This is a genomic window from Rhodococcus sp. FW305-130 (assembly GCF_058788335.1).
Window position 1 is genome coordinate 18766 of record NZ_JBYTAP010000004.1, and the last position, 20789, is coordinate 39554.

General features: G+C 62.6%; 22 protein-coding genes. 9 read left to right on the forward strand and 13 right to left on the reverse strand.

The window, feature by feature from the left end; genetic code table 11:
- Nucleotides 1-104 precede the first annotated feature (104 nt).
- From AC3WQS_RS13260 to AC3WQS_RS13270, 3 genes are read left to right on the forward strand one after another with little or no spacing between them, the layout of a single operon-like run.
- Complete coding sequence (locus AC3WQS_RS13260) at nucleotides 105-884, forward strand: TIGR04222 domain-containing membrane protein (protein ID WP_492713226.1); 780 nt, start codon at nucleotides 105-107, stop codon at nucleotides 882-884.
- The gene (locus tag AC3WQS_RS13265) at nucleotides 818-1804 is read left to right on the forward strand and encodes a TIGR04222 domain-containing membrane protein (protein ID WP_492741488.1); all 987 of its coding nucleotides are present in this window, start codon (nucleotides 818-820) and stop codon (nucleotides 1802-1804) included. The genes AC3WQS_RS13260 and AC3WQS_RS13265 overlap by 67 nt, the downstream gene beginning before the upstream one ends.
- Nucleotides 1801-2709: a TIGR04222 domain-containing membrane protein gene (locus AC3WQS_RS13270; RefSeq protein WP_133728187.1), complete on the forward strand. Its 909-nt coding sequence runs from the start codon at nucleotides 1801-1803 to the stop codon at nucleotides 2707-2709. The genes AC3WQS_RS13265 and AC3WQS_RS13270 overlap by 4 nt, the downstream gene beginning before the upstream one ends.
- On the opposite strand, the gene AC3WQS_RS13275 is transcribed toward AC3WQS_RS13270, so the two are convergent.
- From AC3WQS_RS13275 to pdhA, 5 genes are read right to left on the reverse strand one after another with little or no spacing between them, the layout of a single operon-like run.
- Entirely contained in the window at nucleotides 2638-3744 is a 1107-nt protein-coding gene (locus tag AC3WQS_RS13275; protein WP_492741492.1) for a Glu/Leu/Phe/Val dehydrogenase family protein, read from the reverse strand. The genes AC3WQS_RS13270 and AC3WQS_RS13275 overlap by 72 nt on opposite strands.
- 24 nt (nucleotides 3745-3768) lie before the next feature.
- A complete protein-coding gene (lpdA, locus tag AC3WQS_RS13280) occupies nucleotides 3769-5178 on the reverse strand; it encodes a dihydrolipoyl dehydrogenase (RefSeq protein ID WP_492712081.1) in 1410 nt (469 codons plus the stop codon).
- 14 nt (nucleotides 5179-5192) lie between these two features.
- Nucleotides 5193-6416, reverse strand: a complete 1224-nt coding sequence (locus AC3WQS_RS13285; RefSeq protein WP_046380120.1) for a dihydrolipoamide acetyltransferase family protein — start codon at nucleotides 6414-6416, stop codon at nucleotides 5193-5195.
- Nucleotides 6413-7417, reverse strand: a complete 1005-nt coding sequence (locus tag AC3WQS_RS13290; RefSeq protein WP_492711934.1) for an alpha-ketoacid dehydrogenase subunit beta — start codon at nucleotides 7415-7417, stop codon at nucleotides 6413-6415. Before AC3WQS_RS13290 ends, AC3WQS_RS13285 begins: the two co-directional genes overlap by 4 nt.
- A gap of 2 nt (nucleotides 7418-7419) precedes the next feature.
- Entirely contained in the window at nucleotides 7420-8547 is a 1128-nt protein-coding gene (gene pdhA, locus AC3WQS_RS13295) for a pyruvate dehydrogenase (acetyl-transferring) E1 component subunit alpha (protein WP_020971453.1), read from the reverse strand.
- 154 nt (nucleotides 8548-8701) lie between these two features.
- Between pdhA and AC3WQS_RS13300 the strand changes: the two genes are divergently transcribed.
- From AC3WQS_RS13300 to AC3WQS_RS13310, 3 genes are read left to right on the forward strand one after another with little or no spacing between them, the layout of a single operon-like run.
- Entirely contained in the window at nucleotides 8702-9172 is a 471-nt protein-coding gene (locus AC3WQS_RS13300) for an Lrp/AsnC family transcriptional regulator (protein WP_020971454.1), read from the forward strand.
- Nucleotides 9173-9218: 46 nt separating this feature from the next.
- On the forward strand, nucleotides 9219-10043 hold the full coding sequence (locus tag AC3WQS_RS13305; RefSeq protein WP_492711936.1) for an MbnB/TglH/ChrH family RiPP precursor modification enzyme: 825 nt from the start codon (nucleotides 9219-9221) through the stop codon (nucleotides 10041-10043).
- A complete protein-coding gene (locus AC3WQS_RS13310; protein ID WP_020971456.1) occupies nucleotides 10040-10366 on the forward strand; it encodes an SCO6045 C-terminal-like domain-containing protein in 327 nt (108 codons plus the stop codon). The genes AC3WQS_RS13305 and AC3WQS_RS13310 overlap by 4 nt, the downstream gene beginning before the upstream one ends.
- On the opposite strand, the gene AC3WQS_RS13315 is transcribed toward AC3WQS_RS13310, so the two are convergent.
- The 8 genes from AC3WQS_RS13315 to AC3WQS_RS13350 all read right to left on the reverse strand — a co-directional run bounded on the left by AC3WQS_RS13315 (nucleotide 10355) and on the right by AC3WQS_RS13350 (nucleotide 17647).
- Nucleotides 10355-11149 (reverse strand): family 1 encapsulin nanocompartment shell protein, encoded by a 795-nt coding sequence (locus AC3WQS_RS13315; RefSeq protein WP_020909834.1) that lies wholly within the window; start codon nucleotides 11147-11149, stop codon nucleotides 10355-10357. The two genes, AC3WQS_RS13310 and AC3WQS_RS13315, sit on opposite strands and share 12 nt — an antisense overlap.
- Complete coding sequence (locus tag AC3WQS_RS13320) at nucleotides 11146-12204, reverse strand: Dyp-type peroxidase (RefSeq protein ID WP_044480584.1); 1059 nt, start codon at nucleotides 12202-12204, stop codon at nucleotides 11146-11148. Before AC3WQS_RS13320 ends, AC3WQS_RS13315 begins: the two co-directional genes overlap by 4 nt.
- 68 nt (nucleotides 12205-12272) lie before the next feature.
- Nucleotides 12273-13229, reverse strand: coding sequence for an SMP-30/gluconolactonase/LRE family protein (locus AC3WQS_RS13325; protein ID WP_069146755.1), 957 nt, complete (start codon nucleotides 13227-13229; stop codon nucleotides 12273-12275).
- A gap of 33 nt (nucleotides 13230-13262) precedes the next feature.
- Entirely contained in the window at nucleotides 13263-14219 is a 957-nt protein-coding gene (locus tag AC3WQS_RS13330; RefSeq protein WP_492711940.1) for an alpha/beta fold hydrolase, read from the reverse strand.
- A 1-nt stretch (nucleotide 14220) separates the two neighbouring features.
- The gene (locus AC3WQS_RS13335; protein WP_003942502.1) at nucleotides 14221-14595 is read right to left on the reverse strand and encodes a nuclear transport factor 2 family protein; all 375 of its coding nucleotides are present in this window, start codon (nucleotides 14593-14595) and stop codon (nucleotides 14221-14223) included.
- Between the two features lie 65 nt (nucleotides 14596-14660).
- Nucleotides 14661-15341 carry a hypothetical protein gene (locus AC3WQS_RS13340; protein WP_416314644.1) on the reverse strand — a complete coding sequence of 227 codons (681 nt, stop codon included), beginning with the start codon at nucleotides 15339-15341 and terminating at the stop codon, nucleotides 14661-14663.
- A 54-nt stretch (nucleotides 15342-15395) separates the two neighbouring features.
- The gene (locus tag AC3WQS_RS13345; protein WP_037136903.1) at nucleotides 15396-16826 is read right to left on the reverse strand and encodes an APC family permease; all 1431 of its coding nucleotides are present in this window, start codon (nucleotides 16824-16826) and stop codon (nucleotides 15396-15398) included.
- A 98-nt stretch (nucleotides 16827-16924) separates the two neighbouring features.
- Complete coding sequence (locus tag AC3WQS_RS13350) at nucleotides 16925-17647, reverse strand: FadR/GntR family transcriptional regulator (RefSeq protein ID WP_021332595.1); 723 nt, start codon at nucleotides 17645-17647, stop codon at nucleotides 16925-16927.
- A 186-nt stretch (nucleotides 17648-17833) separates the two neighbouring features.
- On the opposite strand from AC3WQS_RS13350, the gene AC3WQS_RS13355 reads away from it, so the two are divergent.
- From AC3WQS_RS13355 to AC3WQS_RS13365, 3 genes are read left to right on the forward strand one after another with little or no spacing between them, the layout of a single operon-like run.
- Complete coding sequence (locus AC3WQS_RS13355; protein ID WP_492711943.1) at nucleotides 17834-18640, forward strand: gamma-glutamyl-gamma-aminobutyrate hydrolase family protein; 807 nt, start codon at nucleotides 17834-17836, stop codon at nucleotides 18638-18640.
- Nucleotides 18624-19397, forward strand: coding sequence for an SDR family NAD(P)-dependent oxidoreductase (locus AC3WQS_RS13360; RefSeq protein WP_492711945.1), 774 nt, complete (start codon nucleotides 18624-18626; stop codon nucleotides 19395-19397). The genes AC3WQS_RS13355 and AC3WQS_RS13360 overlap by 17 nt, the downstream gene beginning before the upstream one ends.
- The gene (locus tag AC3WQS_RS13365; RefSeq protein WP_051253103.1) at nucleotides 19394-20770 is read left to right on the forward strand and encodes a glutamine synthetase family protein; all 1377 of its coding nucleotides are present in this window, start codon (nucleotides 19394-19396) and stop codon (nucleotides 20768-20770) included. The genes AC3WQS_RS13360 and AC3WQS_RS13365 overlap by 4 nt, the downstream gene beginning before the upstream one ends.
- Nucleotides 20771-20789 lie beyond the last annotated feature (19 nt).

Consider the following 20789-nt stretch of genomic DNA (forward strand, 5'->3'; position numbering starts at 1 on the left):
GCCACCCGGATATCGCTTTTCCCGGTACTGGCCCGATACTGACATCAGTTGTCGGACAAAGAGACTGGACTGGTTCTCAGGAGTTCATCGAGAGGTGGTGTGCGATGCATGATCATACGAATACGTGGGGAATTTCCACCGAGGCTTTCCTCGGGTGGTACGTCGCCGCTGCCACCGGAGCGGTGGTGATCGCACTTGTGATCAGAGGCGTCGCCATGCGCAAGCCCACACCTGCATTGCGCACACTCACACCACCGGAGATGGGTGTACTGACCAGCGACGAGCGTGCGGTACGCGCTGCCGTGGCAGAACTCGAGAGTGCTGCATATTCTGCCGGCCAGGGTCAGCCTGACCGCTTCACCCGCATCGTCCGCCAGCGGATCGACGACGCCGGTGGAACTGCCGTGCCCTCCCGGCTCGTGCCGACACTTCCGCTGCCCCTGTTGGAGCTTCGTAGCGACCTGGTGCAGGCCGGCTACCTGAACGGCAATCGTGAACACACTTTGACGCGATTGTCCGTGGTACCGGTCGTTGTCGTCGCCGTGGTCGGCACGATCAGGACCGGATTCACTGTCGTGAACGAGAACCCGGTGGGATACCTTCCGCTCGTGGTCGTCTGCCTCGCCCTGATTGTCGTAACCCTTCTCCGCCTGAGCCGACGGACTCGTTTCGGCCAGGTCGAATTGAGTCGCTTGAAGGACGAATACTCCTACCTCACACCGAATTTCCAACCGTCGTTTGCTACCTACGGGGCGACGTCGGCGGGTATTGCCGCGGCACTCTTCGGTCCGGGTCGCGACGGCGGTTGGGCACCCGGATGCGGCGGCGCGTCTTCACCGTCCAGTTGCTCGACCTTCTCGAGCACCGTGAGCTGTGGGGGGTGAGTGCGGTGAACAACTACTACTCAGCCGACACGTGGGGGATCCCCAGCCAGACTTTCCTTCAGTGGTACCTGGTGGCGGCTGCCGTCGCGATCGGACTCTCGCTGTACAGCCGAATGACTGCGCGCCGGTCGCCCGTGGTCGTCGACTCGGTCCGTCGGCCGCTCACTCCTCCCGAGATCGGCGCCTTGACCAGTGACTACCAGGCCGTTCTGGCGTCGATGGCTATTCTGCGCAGCGCCGAGCTGATCAGCACCGAAGGCAAGACCAAGCAGGCACTCAGTGCGGAGGACAAGAATCGTCTCGACTGGTTCACCCGTACGGTGCACAAGCGGCTCGGAAACGGAAAGGTCCCGCTGCGGCAGGTGCGTCTGATGGGACGGCTGAACGTCGCACTCGCACAACTACGTACGACATTGATCGACGAGGGATATTTGCAACGCCAGCAGGACGGTCTGACCGCTGCCCTTCGGACTGTTCCGATCGTGGCGGTAATTGCTCTCGGCTTGGTCCGTCTCGTCGCCGGAATCGCCGGCGGTAAGCCGGTCGGGTTTCTGCTCCTCACCATCATCGTTCTCGCTCTGATGATTCCAATTCTTCGCATCAAGCGTCGTCGGACAGCTTTGGGCGACAGCGAGCTTCGACGCCTCAAGCACGAAAACTCGTACCTCTCACCGAAACTGCGGCCCGCGTACTCGAGCTACGGTCCCTCGCTCGCCGGACTCTCGGCGGCGCTCTTCGGTTCGGGAGCTCTGGTTCTGATCGATCCCGCGCTGGCGGGAGCAGTGGCTGCGGGCGCCGCGTACAGCCCGGGCGGCGGGGGTTCGAGCTACTACAGTTGTGGCTCCTCATCCGGATCGTCCGGCTCGGACGGCGGTGGCGGCAGCGGTAGCAGTTGCGGCGGCGGGGGGTGTGGGGGGTGAGCACGCATGCAGCCGACACGTGGGGGATCCCCAGCGAGGATTTCCTCTACGGCTACATAGCCGTATCGGCCACGCTCATGGTTCTCACTCTGGTGTGGCGTCTGATGATCCGGGCACGCCGGTGCAGGTATTCCGCCGGGCACGGGTATTCCGCCGAGCAACTGACACCTCCGGAAGTCGGAATGCTCACCGGCGAGTCACGCGCCATCGCAGCGTCATTGGCAATCCTGCGTAGCGCTGATCTGATCACCACCGACGGCGCTGTCCTGCGCCCGTTGGGCCCTGGCGACGAGACCCTGGACTGGTACACCCTCACCGTGTACCAGCGCCTGGCCCAGCAGGCTCTACCCCATCGTCGGCGGCAACTCGCCGAGCGCATGACGGTGGAAACAGCTCGCCTACGAAACTCTTTGGCGGACCGGGGATACCTGACCTCCGACAGCACCAGGCGTTCAATCTTTCTCTCCACAGTTCCGCTGAAGATCCTGGTGGCCGTGGGTATCGTCCGCATTGCTTTCGGACTGCACAACGACAAGCCCGTCGAGTTTCTGATTCTCGCCGTACTCGCCACCGGGTTCAGCATCCCGCTGCTCGGGCTCAACTTCGATCGCACCACCTCGGGCAGTGCGGCACGTTCGGAACTGACCACGGCACACGCCTACCTGTCCCCGCGCAACAAGCCTGCCTTCTCCGCCTACGGCCCACGCTTGGCGGGGATGTCCGCCGCTCTCTTCGCAGGTTCGGCGATGCTGATGATCAATCCCGCCTTGGCCTCCGCCGCCGGAATCGGTGCCGACGGCAGCGGAAGTAGCGGGGGTTCGGACGGTGGCGGTTCAGACGGGGGAGGCGGCAGCTGCAGTGGGGGTGGCGGATGTGGCGGCGGCGGTGGTGGATGCGGGGGATAGCCGCGTCCGGGCGAGCAGAAGCGCTGCGGCCTCGGTAGTGATGCCACGTTCCTCGCTCAACGAATACACCTCGTCCAGAGTTCGACCGATCCCTCGGGTTCGTTCGACGACGTCTTCCTCGTTCCACCCCAGGACTTCTCGCCCCACGAGGTGAAAGGCTCCGCCTGCGTTCGCGACGAAATCAGGGGCACAGAGAACCCCGCGGCTCCGCAGAACCTCGCCCGCAGCGGCATCGGTCAAGATGTTGTTTGCTGCGCCCGCCACGGCCAGAGTCGGAATCGACGCAGCAGCAGCGGAATCGATGATGCCTCCCATCGCACAGGGAGCAAAGAGGTCACACGACGTTCGAAGTACCTCGTCCGCAGGAACGATCGTGTGCCCCGCAAGAGAAGCCGCCTCGAGGCGCTGCGGGTCCGTATCGGCAACAAGCAGGCGTGCCCCAGCCTGCGCCGCGAGACGCACAACATCTCCGCCGACGGCGCCGAGCCCCTGAACCAGCACCTTTCGGCCGTCGAGTGTTCCGAGTCCACGACGACGCGCCGTGGCCTTCATCGCTTCGAACACGCCCAGAGCCGTGGCGTGCGCGCTGGAACCGGCGCCACCATTGTCGACCGAACGCCCGAAGACGTACTTGGTGGTGCGACTGAGCTGATCCATGTCGGACGAGTTGGTGTTGACGTCAGGACCGGTCCAGTAGTTTCCCTCGAGCTTGTCGATGTTCTCCGCGTGAATGTCGAGGATACGAGACCAAGTCGCCGAGTCGATCCGATTTCGCGGTGCGGGCAGTGCTATCACCGACTTCCCGCCACCCATCGGCAGGTCGGAGACCGCCATCTTCAAAGTCATTGCGCCGGACAACTTCCCGGCGTCCGCCAGCGCGTGACCGATCGAGGGGTAATGCGCCGCCCGCGTGCCACCCGACGCCGGTCCCAGACGGGTGGAGTCGATTCGGATCACAAAGGTCGTGCCGGTCTCCCGATCATGTCGGGTGACGGTCAGTTCACCGTCCCAGCGCAGTTCGTCGTCGATGCTCATTGCAGATCCTCTTCTGGTCATGGTTCAGCTGTGCGCGTGCAGTGGTGTTCCCGCGAGTGCGAGCATGGCCTCGCCCAACGCCTCGTTCTGGCTGGGGTGCGCGTGGATGAAACGCCCCACTTCATCGGGAAGTGCTTCCCAGGCGACGGCCAACTGCGCCTCACCGATCAGTTCACCAACCCGGTCGCCTACCAGGTGGACGCCGACGACGGGACCTCTGGTTCCGCTGCGAATCACTTTGATTCCCCCGGTGGTTCGCAGGATCTGACTCTTGCCGTTACCCGACAGGTCGTAGACGACGGTGGAGACGTCACCGTACTGCGTGCGCGCCGCCTCTTCGCCGAGTCCGACTGACGCAACTTCGGGATGTGAGTACGTCACGCGAGGAATCAAGTGTTCGGCGACCGGTATCGGATCCTTCCCGGCGATCTGTTCAGCCACAAAGATTCCTTGTTGGAAACCTCGGTGCGCCAACGCAAGACCGGGCACGATGTCGCCGACCGCGTACGCACCGTCCACGGACGTACGGAGGCGTTCGTCGGTGACGACAAATCCCTTGTCGAGGCTGATTCCGTTTTCTTCGAAACCGTTACCGTCCGTGCGGGGTCCGCGGCCGACGGCGACCAACAGTAGGTCGGTATCGACTATCGTTCCGTCACCTAGTTCGATGCGGACCGAATCGGCTGCTTCTTTCGCGGAAACGATCTTTGTGTCTGTCTTACAGACGATTCCGCGTTTCCGGTAAGCCCGCTCCAGCTGCTTCGACGACCACGGGTCCTCGGCGGCGATCAGTCGGGGGAGTGCCTCGACGATCGTGACTTCGGCGCCGAACGAGCGCCAGAGGCTCGCGAACTCGACGCCGATGACACCGCCACCGAGCACTGTCGCGCTGGTGGGCACCCGGTCGAGTTCGAGCGCCTGGTCACTGGTGAGGATCCGGCGGCCGAGTTCTATGCCGGGCAGTTCCCGCGGATACGAACCGGTGGCCAGAACGAGTGATGTTCCGGTATAGCGGGTTCCGTCGACGTCGATGCTTCGCCCACCGACGTACGTTCCGTATCCGTTGACGATAGTGATCTTGTGTTGCGCCAACAAACCTTGCAGCCCGCTGTACAGCCGCTCGACTGTCCCGTTCTTGTAGTCGTGCACCTGCGCGATGTCGATGCCGTCAAAAGATACTCGGACTCCGAATTGCTCACTGGTGCGTGCCGAGTCGGCGACCTCGGCGGAATGCAGCAGCGCCTTGGTCGGGATGCATCCGCGGTGCAGGCACGTTCCGCCGACCTTGTCCGCCTCGATCAGCGTGACCGACAATCCGAGTTGGGCGGCGCGGATGGCGCAGGCATAGCCGCCCGATCCTCCACCGAGGATCACGACGTCGCTGTGGGGTTCTGCAGTTGTCGTCGGAGCCTTGATCATCGGAGCCTTGATCATCGGAGCCTTGGTCATCAGAGCCTTCCCAGGACGCGGATCGGGTTCTCGATGTAGTCACCGAACAGCCTCAGGAATCCGCCGGCTTCGCCTCCGTCACAGACGCGGTGGTCGAAGCTCAACGAGATCTGAGTGACCTTACGGACGGTCAACTCGCCGTTCACCACCCACGGCTTGTCGATGATGCGCCCGATCCCCAGAATTGCCGCCTCGGGGTGATTGATGATCGGAGTCGATCCGTCAACCCCGAATACCCCGTAGTTGTTGAGCGTGAACGTGCCGCCGGTCAGGCGGGCGGGTTCGAGTTTGCCGTCGCGCGCAAGGTCGGTGGTCACCCGAAGTGCTTGTGCGAGTTCGACGGTGCTCAGGGCGTCCGCATTTCGAATGACCGGTACCATCAATCCCTTCGGTGTCTGTGCGGCAATTCCCAGGTGGATGCGGGCGTGTCGAACGATCTCGCCTCGAGCAGTATCGACCGACGAGTTCAGTTCGGGGTACTGCGCCAACGCCGCGATGGTCAGCCGAGCCAGGAGCGCCATCAGGCTGATCTTGTCGGAATCGGGCAGTGACTTGTTGATCTCGGCTCGCGCCGTCAACAGTTCGGTGGCGTCGACGTCGACCCAGGTTGTTGCGTCGGGAATCTCGCGGCGGCTGGCGGACAGCTTGTCGGCCACCACCTTGCGAAGCCCCTTGATCGGGATCCGTTGGTCGCTCACGTGCGACGGTTCCGTTTCCGTGCCGGCGTTCGACCCGGCCTCGACGTCAGCGCGCGTTATCACCCCGCCGGCACCGGATCCGGAGAGCAAGGAGAGGTCGATATCGTTGTCGACAGCCAGCTTACGAACGATTGGTGAGATCACGCGTACCGACGGAGCAGCTCTGCGACGGCGTCTCGGTGCATCCTCGCTGGTGCCGTAGCCGATCAGGACGTTGCCCGAACCCGCGCGTTCCTCTTCACGGTAACGCTCGTGGTTGGCCGAAACGACCGCGTCGACACTGCCGCCACCACTCACAGTGATCAACGGCGTGCCCACCTTCAAGGTGTCGCCGTCCTTGCCATGTAATTCGACGACGGTCCCGGCGAACGGGATAGGCACGTCCACAGCAGCTTTCGCAGTCTCGACCTCGACGACGATCTGATCGATGGTGACCACGTCGCCGACCTTGACGTGCCACTCCGCAATATCGGCCTCGGCCAGACCTTCACCCAGGTCGGGGAGCATGAATACCTGATTGCTCATGCCGTCACCGCCCAACGGGTGTCCGGGGCGTCGTTCCACTGCAGACGGTCGACGGCGTCCAGGACACGGTCGACGCTGGGCAGGTGGTGACGCTCGAGCTTCGGCGCGGGGTAGGGGATGTCGAATCCGCTGACCCTGAGCACCGGAGCGTGGAGACGGTGGAAGCATCGCTCCTGCACGCGAGCAGCAATTTCCGCACCAACACCGGCAAAGCCCTGCGCTTCCTGGATGACGATGCAGCGTCCGGTCTTTCGCACCGACGCGGTGACCGTCTCGTCGTCGAACGGCACTATCGACCGGATGTCGATCACCTCGATGTCGCGGCCCTCGGCCGCAGCAGCCTCGGCGGACTTCAGTGCAACCTCCACGGACGGACCGTAGGCAACGAGCGTCGCGTCACGACCGGGGCGCCGGACGACGGCGCGCCCGATCGGCTCCCGTGCGGTCAGTTCGACATCGGCTCGCGAGAAGTACAGCTTCTTGGGTTCGAGGAAGATCACCGGGTCGGGGTCCTCGATCGCCGAACGTAGCAGTGAGTACGCATCTTCCACCGTGGACGGCGCCACGACCTTCAGGCCGGGCGTGTGTGCGTAGTAGCCCTCGCTGGAATCACAGTGATGCTCCACCCCGCCGATACCGCCGGCAAAAGGAACACGGATGACTATCGGAATCGACAGTGCACCCTTGGTACGGTTGCGGATCTTTGCGACGTGGGAGGCGATCTGCTCGAATGCCGGATAGGCAAACGCGTCGAACTGCATTTCCACGACCGGACGAAAACCAGCCATGGCCATGCCGATTGCGAATCCGATGATGCCGGACTCGGCGAGGGGAGTGTCGAAGCATCGGTCGTCGCCGAAGTCGCGGGTGAGGCCGTCGGTGACGCGGAAAACGCCGCCCAGGGTGCCGACGTCCTCACCGAAGACGACAACGTTGTCGTCCGCAGCCAGAGAGTCACGCAGCGCGGTGTTGAGGGCTTGAGCCATCGTGAGCATGGGCATGGTCAGTGTCCCCCTGTGTCAGCGGCTTCGGCGGCAAGTTCGGTTTCGAGTTGGGCTTGTTGCTCACGCAATTGCGGTGTCTGCTCGGCGAAGACGTACCGGAACAGATCGAGCGGATCGTGCGGGCGGTCGACGTTCATGCCGGCGCGCAGTGTGGCGGCCTCGGCTTCTGCCTCTGCGGTCAGTGATTCCACGAACGCGTCGTCGATCAGATCGTGTGCGCGCAGATACTTTTCGAGACGCGGCAACGGATCTCGCCCGAGCCAGCTTTCCACCTCGGCACTGTCGCGGTAGCGGGAGGCGTCGTCGGCATTGGTGTGTGCGTCGATGCGATAGGTGTGTGCCTCGACGATCACCGGTCCGTTTCCGCTGCGGACGAAGCGCGCCGCCTCGTCCATGACGGCCATCATCGCAACAGGATCGTTGCCGTCGACCTGCTCGCTGCCGATCCCGTAGCCGACGCCCTTGTGCGCTAACGTCGGTGCTGCGCTTTGACGTGACAACGGGACGCTGATCGCAAATCCGTTGTTCTGCACCAGAAAGACGACCGGTGCCTTGAAGACGGCGGCGAAGTTCAGCGCTTCGTGGAAATCACCCTCACTGGTGGCCCCGTCGCCGCAGAGCGCCAGCGCGACGGTGTTCAGGCCCCGTCGGGACTCCCCGTAGGCCACCCCCGCTGCATGCAGCAATTGCGTTGCCAGCGGGGTGCACTGCGGCGCACTGCGCAGCGCTACCGGGTCGTACCCGCAATGCCAGTCGCCGGCAAGCATGCTCAGAATCTGCACCGGATCGACACCCCTGGCAGCCAACGCCATCGAATCCCGATAGGTGGGGAAGAGCCAGTCACTCGGCTCCAGACTCATCGCTGCCGCGATCTGGCATGCCTCCTGCCCTCGCGAGGACGGATACACGGCCAAGCGCCCCTGTTTGGTCAGCGCCGTCGCCTGCTGGTCGAAGCGTCTGCCCAGGAACATCTTTCGATACATCTCGATCAGGCGATCGTCGCTCGGTTTTGCGTAGCGCGCCTCGCTGCGCGTCAGTTCTCCAGCAGGGTCGAGGTACTGCACCGCGGAATCGGCCGGCAGGAACTTTTGATACCGCAGTTCCCCCAAGGGCTCGACAAGAGTCACTTCTACCTCCAGAAGACGTTGTGTCCATCAGTATTCGCACTTCGGCGACGTAATGGCAGAAGGCGTCGAAGATTCAAGACAAACGGCCTATCATGAGGATTCGGACAGCAATATGTCCATCAACCGACTCGACTACCGAAGCAGGAATGGACAGATGGCCACCGAACCGCACGCTCTCGATGCGATCGACCGCCGCATCATCGCCGAACTGGTCGCAGACAGTCGCATCTCCATGCGTGCACTGGCCGAGAAGGCGCACATATCTCGCGCTCACGCCTACGTCCGCATCGAAAGGCTCGAGGACGCCGGAATCATCACCGGATTCACGACGCGGATCGCCCATGAGAAGGCCGGACTCGGCTCCTCGGCGTACGTGGCGCTCTCGATCAGGCAGCACTCGTGGCGAGGTCTGGCTGCGTCGTTGAAGGCACTGCCGTTTGTCGAGCACTTCTCCCTCCTCGGCGGCGACTTCGACGTTCTGGTGCTGGTTCGAGCCCCGGACAACCAGGAACTACGCCACACCGTTCTCGAAGAACTCCAGGGACTCGACGGGGTTCTCTCGACCAAAACGTGGCTGATCTTCGAAGAAGGCAACGGTCCGGGACCCAACTGGTTGCCCGGCTGATCCGTCTATAGTCGCCGTTAGCAGTTGTACACGGGAGGTGACTCGAATGACCCTGTACGGCCTGGGAATCGGTTGGCGCCCCGAGGTCTCCGGAATCATCGCGCAGCTCGACGGCCTGGCATTCTGCGAAGTCATTGCCGAATCCATCGGAACCGAGATACCGCCGCACCTCGGTTCGCTGGGAGTTCCGGTGGTCCCGCACGGAATCTCGCTCTCCCTTGGCGGGGCTGAGGCGGTAGATCAGGCACGGATCGATCACCTTGCGCATGCAGCCCAGCTACTGGACGCCCCCTTGGCGAGTGAGCACATTGCATTCGTGCGGGCGGGCGGCATAGAGGCCGGGCACCTGCTCCCACTGCCACGCACCTACGAAGCCGTCGACGCCTTGGTACGCAACATCACCCGGACTCAGGACGGTCTACCGGTGCCGTTTGCCGTCGAAAACGTTGCCGCCCTTTTCGACTGGCCCGACGACGAGTTGACCGAAGGGGAGTTTCTCTCGGAGATCGTCGAACGCACCGGGGCTCTGCTGGTTCTCGACATCGCGAACGTCTATGCCAATGCCCTCAACCGAGGGCGTGATCCCTGGGCCGAGCTGATCCGGCTACCACTCGAGCGAATCGCATACTGCCACATCGCCGGTGGCAGCATCAGCGACGGCAAATACCACGACACGCATACCGATCCTGTGCCCGAAGCCGTGCTGGAACTCGTTGCGCAGTTCACCGCCGCCGGTCACCATCCCGCGATCATGCTCGAGCGTGACGGAAACTATCCGCCGGCACTGGAATTGCTCGACGAGCTCGATGCCATCGCCGACGCATCGGGGCTTGATCGCATCACCGCGGGCACCGATTGGTCACGCACATGAGCGCGCTCGGTGAGCGTCAAGAGGCACTGATTCGCGCACTGGTGGCAGGCGGCGAACTACCCGAAGGCTTCGACAAAGACGATGCTGCCGTTGTCTCGACGGCACTGCTCCGAAAGCGCGCCGGAGAAGTGGCGCACCACCTTCCGGTCGTGCGCCACACTCTCGGCGATCGCTATCTTCGGTTGTTCACAGCATGGGCGGACGGACGGCCGAAGACGTCTTCGCACGCGGACGCCCAGGCTTTTGTCGCCCACCTCCAGGACATCGGCGAACTGCCTCGCTCGCCCTGGCATCAGAGGTTTCGAAGGCTCTTACGCAAGTGAGACAACGGCTTCGCTGGTGTACATGAGGAACGTCATCGATTCCTGGAAGTACAGCTCGACGGAGTTCGCATCGTGCGAGAGGTAACCGATGGACAGGTCCTGGCCCAGATGCAGTTCGTAGTCACCACCACGCGTCGACAGCAGGAAAGCGCCGTCGATGGCCGGGGCCCAGATGATCTCGCCGTCGAGAACGCGTCGCAGGTGCTCGCGGATGGGGTAGCCGTGATCGGAGGTCTCGTTGATCGCGGTGAACGCGTCGGCGTTCAGGAGCAATGAGTACGGTCCGTTGACACCGGCCAGGCGCAGTGACGTGATCGCCTGGCTGATGGCTTCCGGGTAGTCCTTGGCGTCGATGGGGAGCTTCAATTCCGGGTTGGAACCGCTCGCCCGCACGCCGGTGATGCTGGCTGCGGGGTATCCCTCGAAGATGGCGCGGTCCTCGGCGAACGCGATCTGCTTGGCGGCATCCTTGACCGGCTGCCAGTCGGAGTCCTTGGCGCCGCGTTCGACGTCGTCGATGGCCTGACGGCTGACGGTGAACGGGACCCGCAGTTCGATGACCGGCTGCGACTGACGAGCGTGTGCGATGACGCCGTCGGCCAAGGGATTGATCGGCACCTGATGTCCGAGCGGGATGGCCGCAAGATCGTCACCTGACGGGCCCTCCACGTCCACCACACGACGACCGGCGACGTGGCGCTTGAAGGTACGGCTCGCCTCTTCTTCGATCTCGGCCCAGGCTGCTGCCGAAATGGGTGCTAGGTCGCGGTGCAGGTTTGTCATTGCTGGGCACTCCTTTTGAGGCTGCCGATTCCGAGAGAACCGTCAGAGATGGGCGCTGTGAACGTCGCTTCGGGAACGAGCCTGGTCGGCGCGTCCGGGGGATCGTCGAGAAAGTCCGCCGTCGGAACGAAGAAATTGATTCCGGTGACGGCGGTCGAGAAATCGAGAATGCGGTCGTAATTGCCGACGGGATTCCCGATGAACATGTTCGTCAGCATCTGCTCGGTGACCGTCGGCGACGCCGAGTAACCGATGAAATAGGTACCCATCTCAGCGGAGCCGACGTGGCCGAACGGCATGTTGTCGCGCAGAATCTGGATCTGCTCACCGGATTCGTCTTCGATGACGGTGAGTGCGGTGTGCGAGTTGGCCGGTTTCGTGTCGTCGTCCATCTCGAGATCTTCGAGCTTGGAGCGTCCGATGACGTTCTCCTGCTCCTCGACGGGCAGTGAGTTCCACTCCGACATGTCGTGGAGGTACTTCTGGACGATGACGTAACTGCTGCCTGCGAAGTCCGGATCCTCGTCACCGACGGTGACCGCAACGTAGGCGGCCTGCCCGGACGGGTTCTCGGTGCCGTCGACAAAACCCATGAGGTCGCGTTGCTCGAAATACTTGAACCCGTGGACCTCGTCGATCACCGACGCGGCGCCGGCCAACCTGTTGGTCACAACCGTGGCGAACTCGAAGCACAGGTCCATCTGACGGGCCCGGATGTGGAACAACAGATCGCCCGGTGTGCGGGGAGCGTGGTGTTTGTCACCGGTCAACTCGACAAAAGGATGCAATTCTGCCGGCCGTGGACCCTCGAACAGACGGTCCCACGCATCCGAACCGATGCCGACGACGGCGGCCAAGCCACCGGCGGGAACCCGGAATCCGATCGAGCGTTGCAGCCCGGAAATATCCGCCAGAACGTCGTGAACTGCCTGCTCACCACCCTCGTCGATGGTGAAAACCAGGAAGATCGCAGCTTCGGTGAGCGGGGTCAGCAACGGCTGCGGTATCGCGGGAAGGGCCACTTCGGCCTCGTCGATCTCACTCGTTTCCGCCATGCAGACCAGTATGGACGATTCCGGCACTCCCGGCATCAGTAGTGGGTAAGACGAGTGAAGGTGTCGCGTTACGGTGTCGCGGCCTGGGCGCCCGCGTCGAAGCCAGTCGGAATCTCGAAGATCTTTCCGTCGAACCCAGCGCGGTAGAGATGCCCGGCCGCGAAACCGGAAGTGCCACGCCCGTAGGTCAACACACTCGACGCCTGCAGTCCGCTGGTGAGCGAGCAGTACTGGCCGGGTCCGTCGATCCGCCACACCTCACCACTGATGTCCGTGGGAACGATTGCGCGATCTCGCGAGTCCAGGGTCAAACCATCTGGAGCAGAGAAGGTTTCGAGACCGCCGAGATCGACCAACGATTCCGAATACCCTGGATTGTCGACGGAGATGCGGCTGACACCCGGGTTTGCGAACGTGCGCGAGACGTAGAGCCAGCGATTATCGGCGCTCAGGGCTGCGCCGTTTGCACTCGGGAAGGTCGCCCACGCCGGGTCGACGGCACCGCCTGGACTGACCTTACCGATCAACGAACCGAAATCGTTGGTGGCATAGATCGTTCCGTCGTGCGCGACGGCGAGGCCGTTTGCAGCGCTCAGACCACCGGCGATCGGCGTCACGGCACCCGAGTTCACGTCCACCCGCGCGACCGACGCAGCACGCGTCAGATCGCCGATCAGCACGCCGGCGTTTGCTCCGGTTCCCACCAGCAGTGAACCGTCCGGGCTCCACGCGAGTGCGCCCGCACCGCCGGGAACCGTCGCGATCGGAACTGCGGCCTGACCAGGCGCGTCGACGCGGAAGATTCGACCACTCACCAGATCTGTCGTGTACAGGCGACCCTGCCCGTCCACGGTGACACCCTCGAGGGCTGCACCCGGAATCTGGGCGCTGAGGATTGCGGGGGACGATCCAGGGCAGGGCGGCGCGGCCGCGGCACCGGACACACCCAGAGCCAGAAGCGAACCGGCAACAAGAGCACCGGTGATACCTACCCGAATACCGCGATCGAAGATCCTGGTGCGCATCTGCGCAACGCTAGACCTTCGGCCCGATTTCGCCTAGAGCGACCGAAGGAAAGAGATCAAAAGTTCATTGACCTCGGAAGCACGTTCCTGCTGTACGAAGTGCCCCGCGCCGCCGAGAAGGTGCACACCCCGCAGGTCGGGGACGGTGTCCTTCATGCGGTCCAATGCCTTGGGGCCGCTCATCGCGATGACCGGATCCTCGGCGCCCGCGACGAAGAGCGTCGGGACGTTCACGTGCGCGCCGTCCAAATCCGCACTGCGTTCCCAATTGGCGTCGTACGCACGGTACCAGTTCAAACCACCTGTGAAACCCGTTGCAGTAAAGGCCTTTACATAAACACCCAGATCATCCTCGGTGAGCCACGACCACGGCAATGCAGGCGCCTCAGGCAGTACGTCGAGGTAGCCGTTTCCTTCGGACGGGTTCTTCCAGACGTCGAGGTACCGGTAAGCCCCGGAGAGGGCATGGAAAAGCCGCTGAAGAAACTCACGTGGACGGGCGTCGAGTTCGCGCTCCGCGACACCCGGTTCCTGGAAATAGTGAATGTGCAGAAAATGCTTGCGCGCCATCGCGGCGTAGATGGTCGAGGGTTTTGCGGGAAACCGGTCGGGCGCATAGGGGACCGCCAACGAGACAAGCCCCGCAACACGATCGGGATGGCGCAGAGCGGTGGTCCACGCGACCGGCGCGCCGAAATCGTGGCCGACGAACACCGCTTTGTCGATTCCGAGAGCGTCGAGTAGGTCGATCAGCCGGTTCGCGACGGCATCGTTGGTGTAGTCCTCGACCGCTTCGGGGCGGGTAGTGCCGCCATAACCGGGCATGTCGAGTGCGATCGCCCGAAAACCCGCTTCCGTCAACGCTGCCGACTGATGCCGATAGCTGTACCCGAGGCCGGGAAAGCCGTGACACATAACCACAGCTGTCCCCGAACCGGAATCGTCAATCTGCCAACGGAATCCGTCGACATCGATCGTCTTCACCGTCATGTCAGGCGGTGATCATGTCTTCCTGGTTCCAGAATGCACGCATCGACAGGATCTTGCCGTCGTCGTCGAAGGTCATGACGTCGATGGGTGCGATGGTCAGAGTCTGCTCGCCGAGCTTGGTGATCAGCGAGAAGTGGAATGCCGCTTCGTTTCCGGCGATGCGGAGGGTCTGAAGGTGAGCTTCCTGGTCGAAATTCTCGATCACTGAGTAGAACTCGAGAATGGACTCGCGGGTGGTGCGAACATCGGTACCAACCGGGTCTTCAACGGTTGCACCCTCGGCATACAGGGCCACAACCTGGGCGGCAGTGCCCGTGGCAACTGTCTCGATGTAGGCGTCGACGGTCTTGCGGATTACCTCTGCGGACGGTGCCATGGTCTACCCCTCGTAGTTAGAACAGGTTCTAATTCTGAGGATAACCTACGTCTCCCGTCCGCGAGTCAGGTTTCGAGCACCTTGCGCAGGCGAGCCTTCTTCCGGTTCTCCCGGACGATCCAGACGACATCGGCGTCGTCCGACGCCTCCAGGGAGACGAATGCCGGCAGGGCATTCTCCGGATCAGCCGCGACCGCGACGCTCCAGCAGTATCCGAGCGCCTGCCGGAGAGTACGTGTGTCGGCCTCACGACGGGAATCAGCTGGTTGCGAGACGATCCACTCGGTAGCGTCTCGGCACACCCGGACGGCCAACACAGCGTTGGTCTTGTCCTTCAGCAACCGTGGCTCGCAGATCCCGGCAGCCGCTGCGCGCAGCGTCAAAGGATGGGCCGAGCGTGCCCACTGCTCGATGATCGCCCGGAACAATTCCGGATCCGTGTCGCCTATCGCTTGAACGGCCATCGCGGCAGCTTCACGTGCACGCCACGAAGCACTGGTGGTCGCCTCCGTCAGACTGTCCAGAGCAGCCTCGTCGCGCGAACGAACAAGAATGAATCCGAGCCCGACGATCCCACAGCAGCGGATGTATTCGTCTTCGGACTCCACCGCCCGCAGGATGTCCTCGTTATCGGCGCCGCGCGCGAACTCGAGCATGAGCGCGAGGTTCGCGCGCGGGCCGGGCAATCCTGAACGCTCCTGCAGATAACTCCACAGTTCATCGCCGTCCAGATCCGCGAATGTCATGGGAGTCCTGCTTTCTCGAGTGCGGGTGCACCCATCATTTCACCGAAGGCCCTCTCATGACGGGAGTTCGAAGCTCACTTGCTTGCGTCGACGCGCATAGAGGAATCCACCGACAAACGCGAGCACCAGCACTCCGGTCATCACCACGGCCAGAACGTTGCCGCCCAGAAGAAGCGGGAGGTTTCCGGCAATGGCGATCGCGAATCCGATGAGGCCGACGAGCCCCAGGCTCGGGGCAAGTTTGGTGTGCCAGAGGCGCTGATCGACCTTCGTACGATGAAAGAATACGAGAACGGCGAGGCACGTGAGCAACATGAGAGCCACGATCCCCACCGTCGCGACGCCGGCGAACCACGCGAAGATCTGTGTCACCGGATCCAGACCGATGACGATGCAAGCTCCGAGAAGCACTAGAGCACAGCAGGATTGCACCACCGACGCGATGTGCGGCGAACCATGCACGCGGTGCGTCCGCCCACCTGCACCCGGCAGAACGCCGGTGTTCGACAGAACAAAGATGTATCTGGCCAAGACATTGTGGAGAGACAGAACTGCGGCAAAGAGACTGGACACCAACAGAATTTGAATCAGATGGGCTGTCACCGTTCCGGCAAAGTCAGTGGCAGTGGTGATCAACATGCCGTCGGGATCGGTGCTCGCAATGTCCACTGCACCCTTGTCGCCCCACGCCGTCACGACCGCCCAACTGGAGAGAGCATAGAAGCCGCCGATGAGGATCAAGGCGGCGTATGTCGCTCGCGGGATAGTCCTCGCGGGATCCTTCGCCTCATCGCGGAAGATCGCCGTCGACTCGAACCCGATGTAGCCGGCAAGCGCGAATACCAATGCGACACCGGGGGATCCGGAGAAAATATCCGACGGAGAGAACATTGCCGTCGACGGACCTTCCGGACCACCGTCGGCGATGATGAAAGCGTCGAGTACGACAACGATCCCGACCTCTGCGATCAACAGGATGCCGAGCACCTTGCCCGACAATTCGATATGACGAAATCCCAGGACGGCTACCAGAGCCAACGAGGCGAGCGAGAAGATCCACCACGGCACTTCCGGACCACCGTAGGAGGTGATCAACGAACTCATTGCCGGGCCGAGGTAGCCGTACACCGCCAATTGCACTGTGCTGTAACTGACAAGCGCCAACATCGCACTGCCGACACCGGCACCACGGCCGAGACCATGTCCGACGTAGAGATAGAACGCGCCGGTTCCCGGGATGTAACGCGACATCGCGGTGAATCCGACGGCGAAGAGCAGAAGTACACCGGTGGTCACGGCGAAGGTCATGGGGAAGCCCGCACCGTTGCCACCGGAAATGCCCAGCGGCACAAGCCCACTGATCACAGTCAGCGGAGCGGCCGCGGCAACGACCATGAGGACTATCGAACCGGTACCCAGCGAGCCTCGTAGAGTTCGGTCATCGCCGGATGCATCATGTGAAGCATTGACGGAAGTATGGGTCATACCGGCGATGTTAGAACCATTGAAGTCGATTCGGGACCCAATTCACAAAACTTTTACTTGCGAAAAACGGGACGAACCATCCGTTCGTCGCGCTCCCGTCAGCCTTCTTCCTGCAGCGCCAAGCGTTTGAGCTCGTCTTTTGCGTGCAGAATGTGACGTTCCATTGCCTCCGCCGCGCGAGCGCTGTCGCCCCGCTTGATCGCCTCGAAGATTTCCTTGTGCTCCACCCTCGAAGCCTCGACCTGGTCTTCGAACACGAGATGATCGACGGGGACGAACATTTCGCCGCGAGCCTCGACCACAGCGGCCTCCAACCTGCTGTTTCCCGCCGCTCTGGCGATACCGCCGTGGAACCTGGCGTCACAAGCCCGGAACGATCCCCGACTTCCGGAAACCCCCAATTGCTCAATGGATTCGAGCAACTCGAGAAGATGACGATCGGTTCGCCGGACCGCCGCGAGGCTTGCCGTGCGCATTTCCAACCCGATACGGAGGTCGACGATCTCGTCGATGTCTGCTTCTCGCGCTTTCAACTGGCCAACCCAGTCTTCATAAGGCCTGGTCAACTCCGAAACGAACGATCCGCCCGTGGCTCCTCGCCGCACCTCGATGTATCCCATCGCCTGAAGGATTCGGACCGCTTCTCGCACACTGACTCGACCGACTTCGAGTTGCTGAGACAGTTCACGCTCGGACGGCAGGCGATCACCGGGGCTGAGCGCGCCGCTGTGAATGAGCAGTCGCAAGCGTCGAGCGATATCCTCCCCCAACGTCGGTGCACTGACCATGAATTCGATGGCCGGCAGCTTGTCGATCTGCACGTCTCGTACCCCCTACTCGGTGCCTGGACCGACACTTACGCTTCGTCTTGACCTACGAAATCGAACGCTCCCATTCGCAACTGTCCTTGAATAGATACAGCAGCGCGCGGCACTTCGAACCCGTTACCCCAACTTTACAAGCCAAACTCTAGCGAAAAGCCATTCAATGGTTCTATGCTCGCTCCTATGACCCAATTCACGATGACGGCGGAGGCACTCCCCGCCATGCCCCTGATCGGAGTCACCGGCCGCGTCGACCGCGGCGGGCCGTCACTACCCAACGTCGTCGGCGACGCGTTGATGGAAATGTTCTTCACCGATTTTCCCTCGAAAATCCGCGCTGCCGGTGGTCAACCGATCCTGCTGAGCATCCACAGTGATCCGCGCCGAATCGTCGAGCATCTCGACGCCCTCGTCCTCAGCGGTGGTTCCGACGTGGACCCCAGGCGATACGGCCGCACCCCCGGACCAAACTCCTCGATGATCGACCCCGCTCGGGACGAATTCGAGTTCGCCCTGGTCGATGCAGCCTGGGAAATCGGACTGCCGATCCTGGGTGTATGTCGAGGACACCAGGTCGTCAACGTCGCCCGCGGGGGCACTCTGATTGCCGACCTTCCGACCGACGCCGGTGAGGCACACAGCTTCTTCGGTTATCCGCGTTCGTACCGACCGCAACAGGTCGCTCTGGAATCCGGTTCCGTCCCACACAGTCTGTTCGGCAACAGCATTCACGTGAACAGCCTTCACCACCAAGCCGTGGACACCCCGGGGAGCGGGCTTCGGATCGTCGGACGCGCGCTCGACGGCGTCGCCGAAGCCATCCAGGCCGCCGATCGCCCCGTGGTGGGCGTGCAGTGGCACCCCGAATTCTTCGTCGAAATCGACCCGCTCTTCTCGTGGCTCGTCGACGCTGCAACCTCCCGTCGGACCGATTCTACTCACCAGACCGATCATCACAGAATGGAAGACAACAATGTCACGTACGCATGAGAACAAGGTCGCCCTCATCACCGGTGCAGGTTCCGGAATCGGCCGCGGCATCGCGCTGCGTCTCGCCTCCGACGGTGCCCGCGTTGCGGTCGTGGACCTTCACATCGAAAGTGCAAAGGAGACTGTCGCACTGATCGAATCACAGTACGGCACACCTGCGCTCGCCCTCGAAGCCGATGTGCGCGACCGCGCCGCAGTGAGCGCCGCCTTCGAAGCGACCGTCGCCGAATGGGGACAGTTCGACTACCTCGTCAACAACGCCGGTCTGATCACGATGAGTTCTCTCGAGAACCTCACCGACGAAGAGTGGGACCTCGTCCTCGACGTCAATCTCAAGGGCATGTTCATCGTCACGCAGATCGCCACCCCGTACTTCCGCGACGGCAACAGCGGCGCTGTGGTGAACTTGTCGACGGTGGAAGCGGACGTGGTTGTGTCCTCCCAGGGCTTCGCCCAGGTCCACTACAACGCGTCGAAGGGTGGAGTGAAGATGCTGACGAAGGCTCTGGCCGTCGAACTCTCGCGGTACAACGTACGAGTCAACGCAATCGCCCCCGGGCCGGTACCGACCGCATTCCTGCCTGGCATCGACGTCTCCTCCGGCGAAGTTCTCGACTTCATGAAGTCCAGGCTCCTGGTGCCGCGCGTCGGACGCCCCGAAGACATGGGTGCTGCAGTCTCCTTCCTGCTGTCCGACGACGCCTCCTACATCAGTGGGGTCCAGCTGCCCGTCGACGGCGGATGGCTCGCCCGATGAAAGGCCGGCTCACCACGGCCGAGCTCGCCGAGTCCGACATCGACACCGTCCTCATCGCCGGTATCGACCTCTACGGGCGATTAATCGGCAAACGGGTCCCGACGCGAATTTTCCTCGGCAACATCGACGAGGGCCTGCACGTGTGCACCTGTGTGTACGCCTGGGATGCCAACCAGCGTATGGACAAACTGGTAGTCGACTACGCCGGCGGGCACACCGGCTGGCACGACTTCCGTCTGCGACCCGATCTGGGGACACTTCGACGTGCGTCGTGGCTCGAGTCCACTGCCATCGTCATCGCAGACTCGGTCGACGAACATACCGGCGAGCTCGTCCCGATCGCACCGCGCACGATCCTGCGCAAGCAGATCGACAAGCTCGAATCAGACGGCCACACCGTCTACGCGGCAACGGAACTCGAGTTCCACCTCTACCGGGGTACCCCCGACGCGTTGAGGCGCAGCGGATACCGAGATCTCGAACCCACCACCCTGGTGCCCTCTGATTACACCATCACCGCCGGCAACGCGATGGAACCCTTCTTCCGCAAGGTACGAACCGCGTTGGAGGAGAGCGCAATTCCCGTCGAAGTTTCACAGGTCGAATACGGCCTGGGCCAGTGGGAGATCAACCTCGAATACGGAACCGCTCTCGAGATGGCCGACCGCCATGTGCTCTTCAAGCAGGTGGTTCACGACGTCGCCGCGGCAGAAGGGCTCACGGCGACCTTCATGGCACGTCCGAGCACCGACGGCATGGGCTCGTCGTGTCATATTCACGCGTCCATGCGTAGCGACGACACCTTCCCGTTCCACGATGCGAACGCTGAAAACACGGCGAGCGCCGAACTACTGCACGCCGTCGGCGGAGTTCTCGAGCACTGCCCGGAACTCATGCTGTTCTACACGCCGACCATCAACTCGATGCGCCGGACCCGAGCCAGTCACGATTTCTCGGGGAACGGCTTGACCTGGGGTTTCGATAACAGGACTACCACCTGCCGACTCATCACCGGAGCGCCGTCCGCCAACCGTCTCGAAATGAGACTGCCAGGGGCGGACGCAAATCCATATCTCGCACTGGCCGCGGTCTTGGCATCGATGAACGACGGTCTGACACGAAAGCTCGATCCCGGCGCACCGGTACGACGCGACGGGTACAGCGACACAGACACACTCGAGAAGGTGAAGCAACAACCGCTGCCCGGCACACTCGACGAGGCGGCGCGTGCGCTCGAGGCCAGTGAGTTCGCACTCGCGGCGTTCGGCGCCGAGGTCGTGTCGCACTATGCGGCAGTCGCCAAGGACGAATGGGATTCCTTCATGTCCGCGGTCACCGACTGGGAACGCGAACGCTACCTCGACAACATCTGACCTACAAACGATTTCGCCA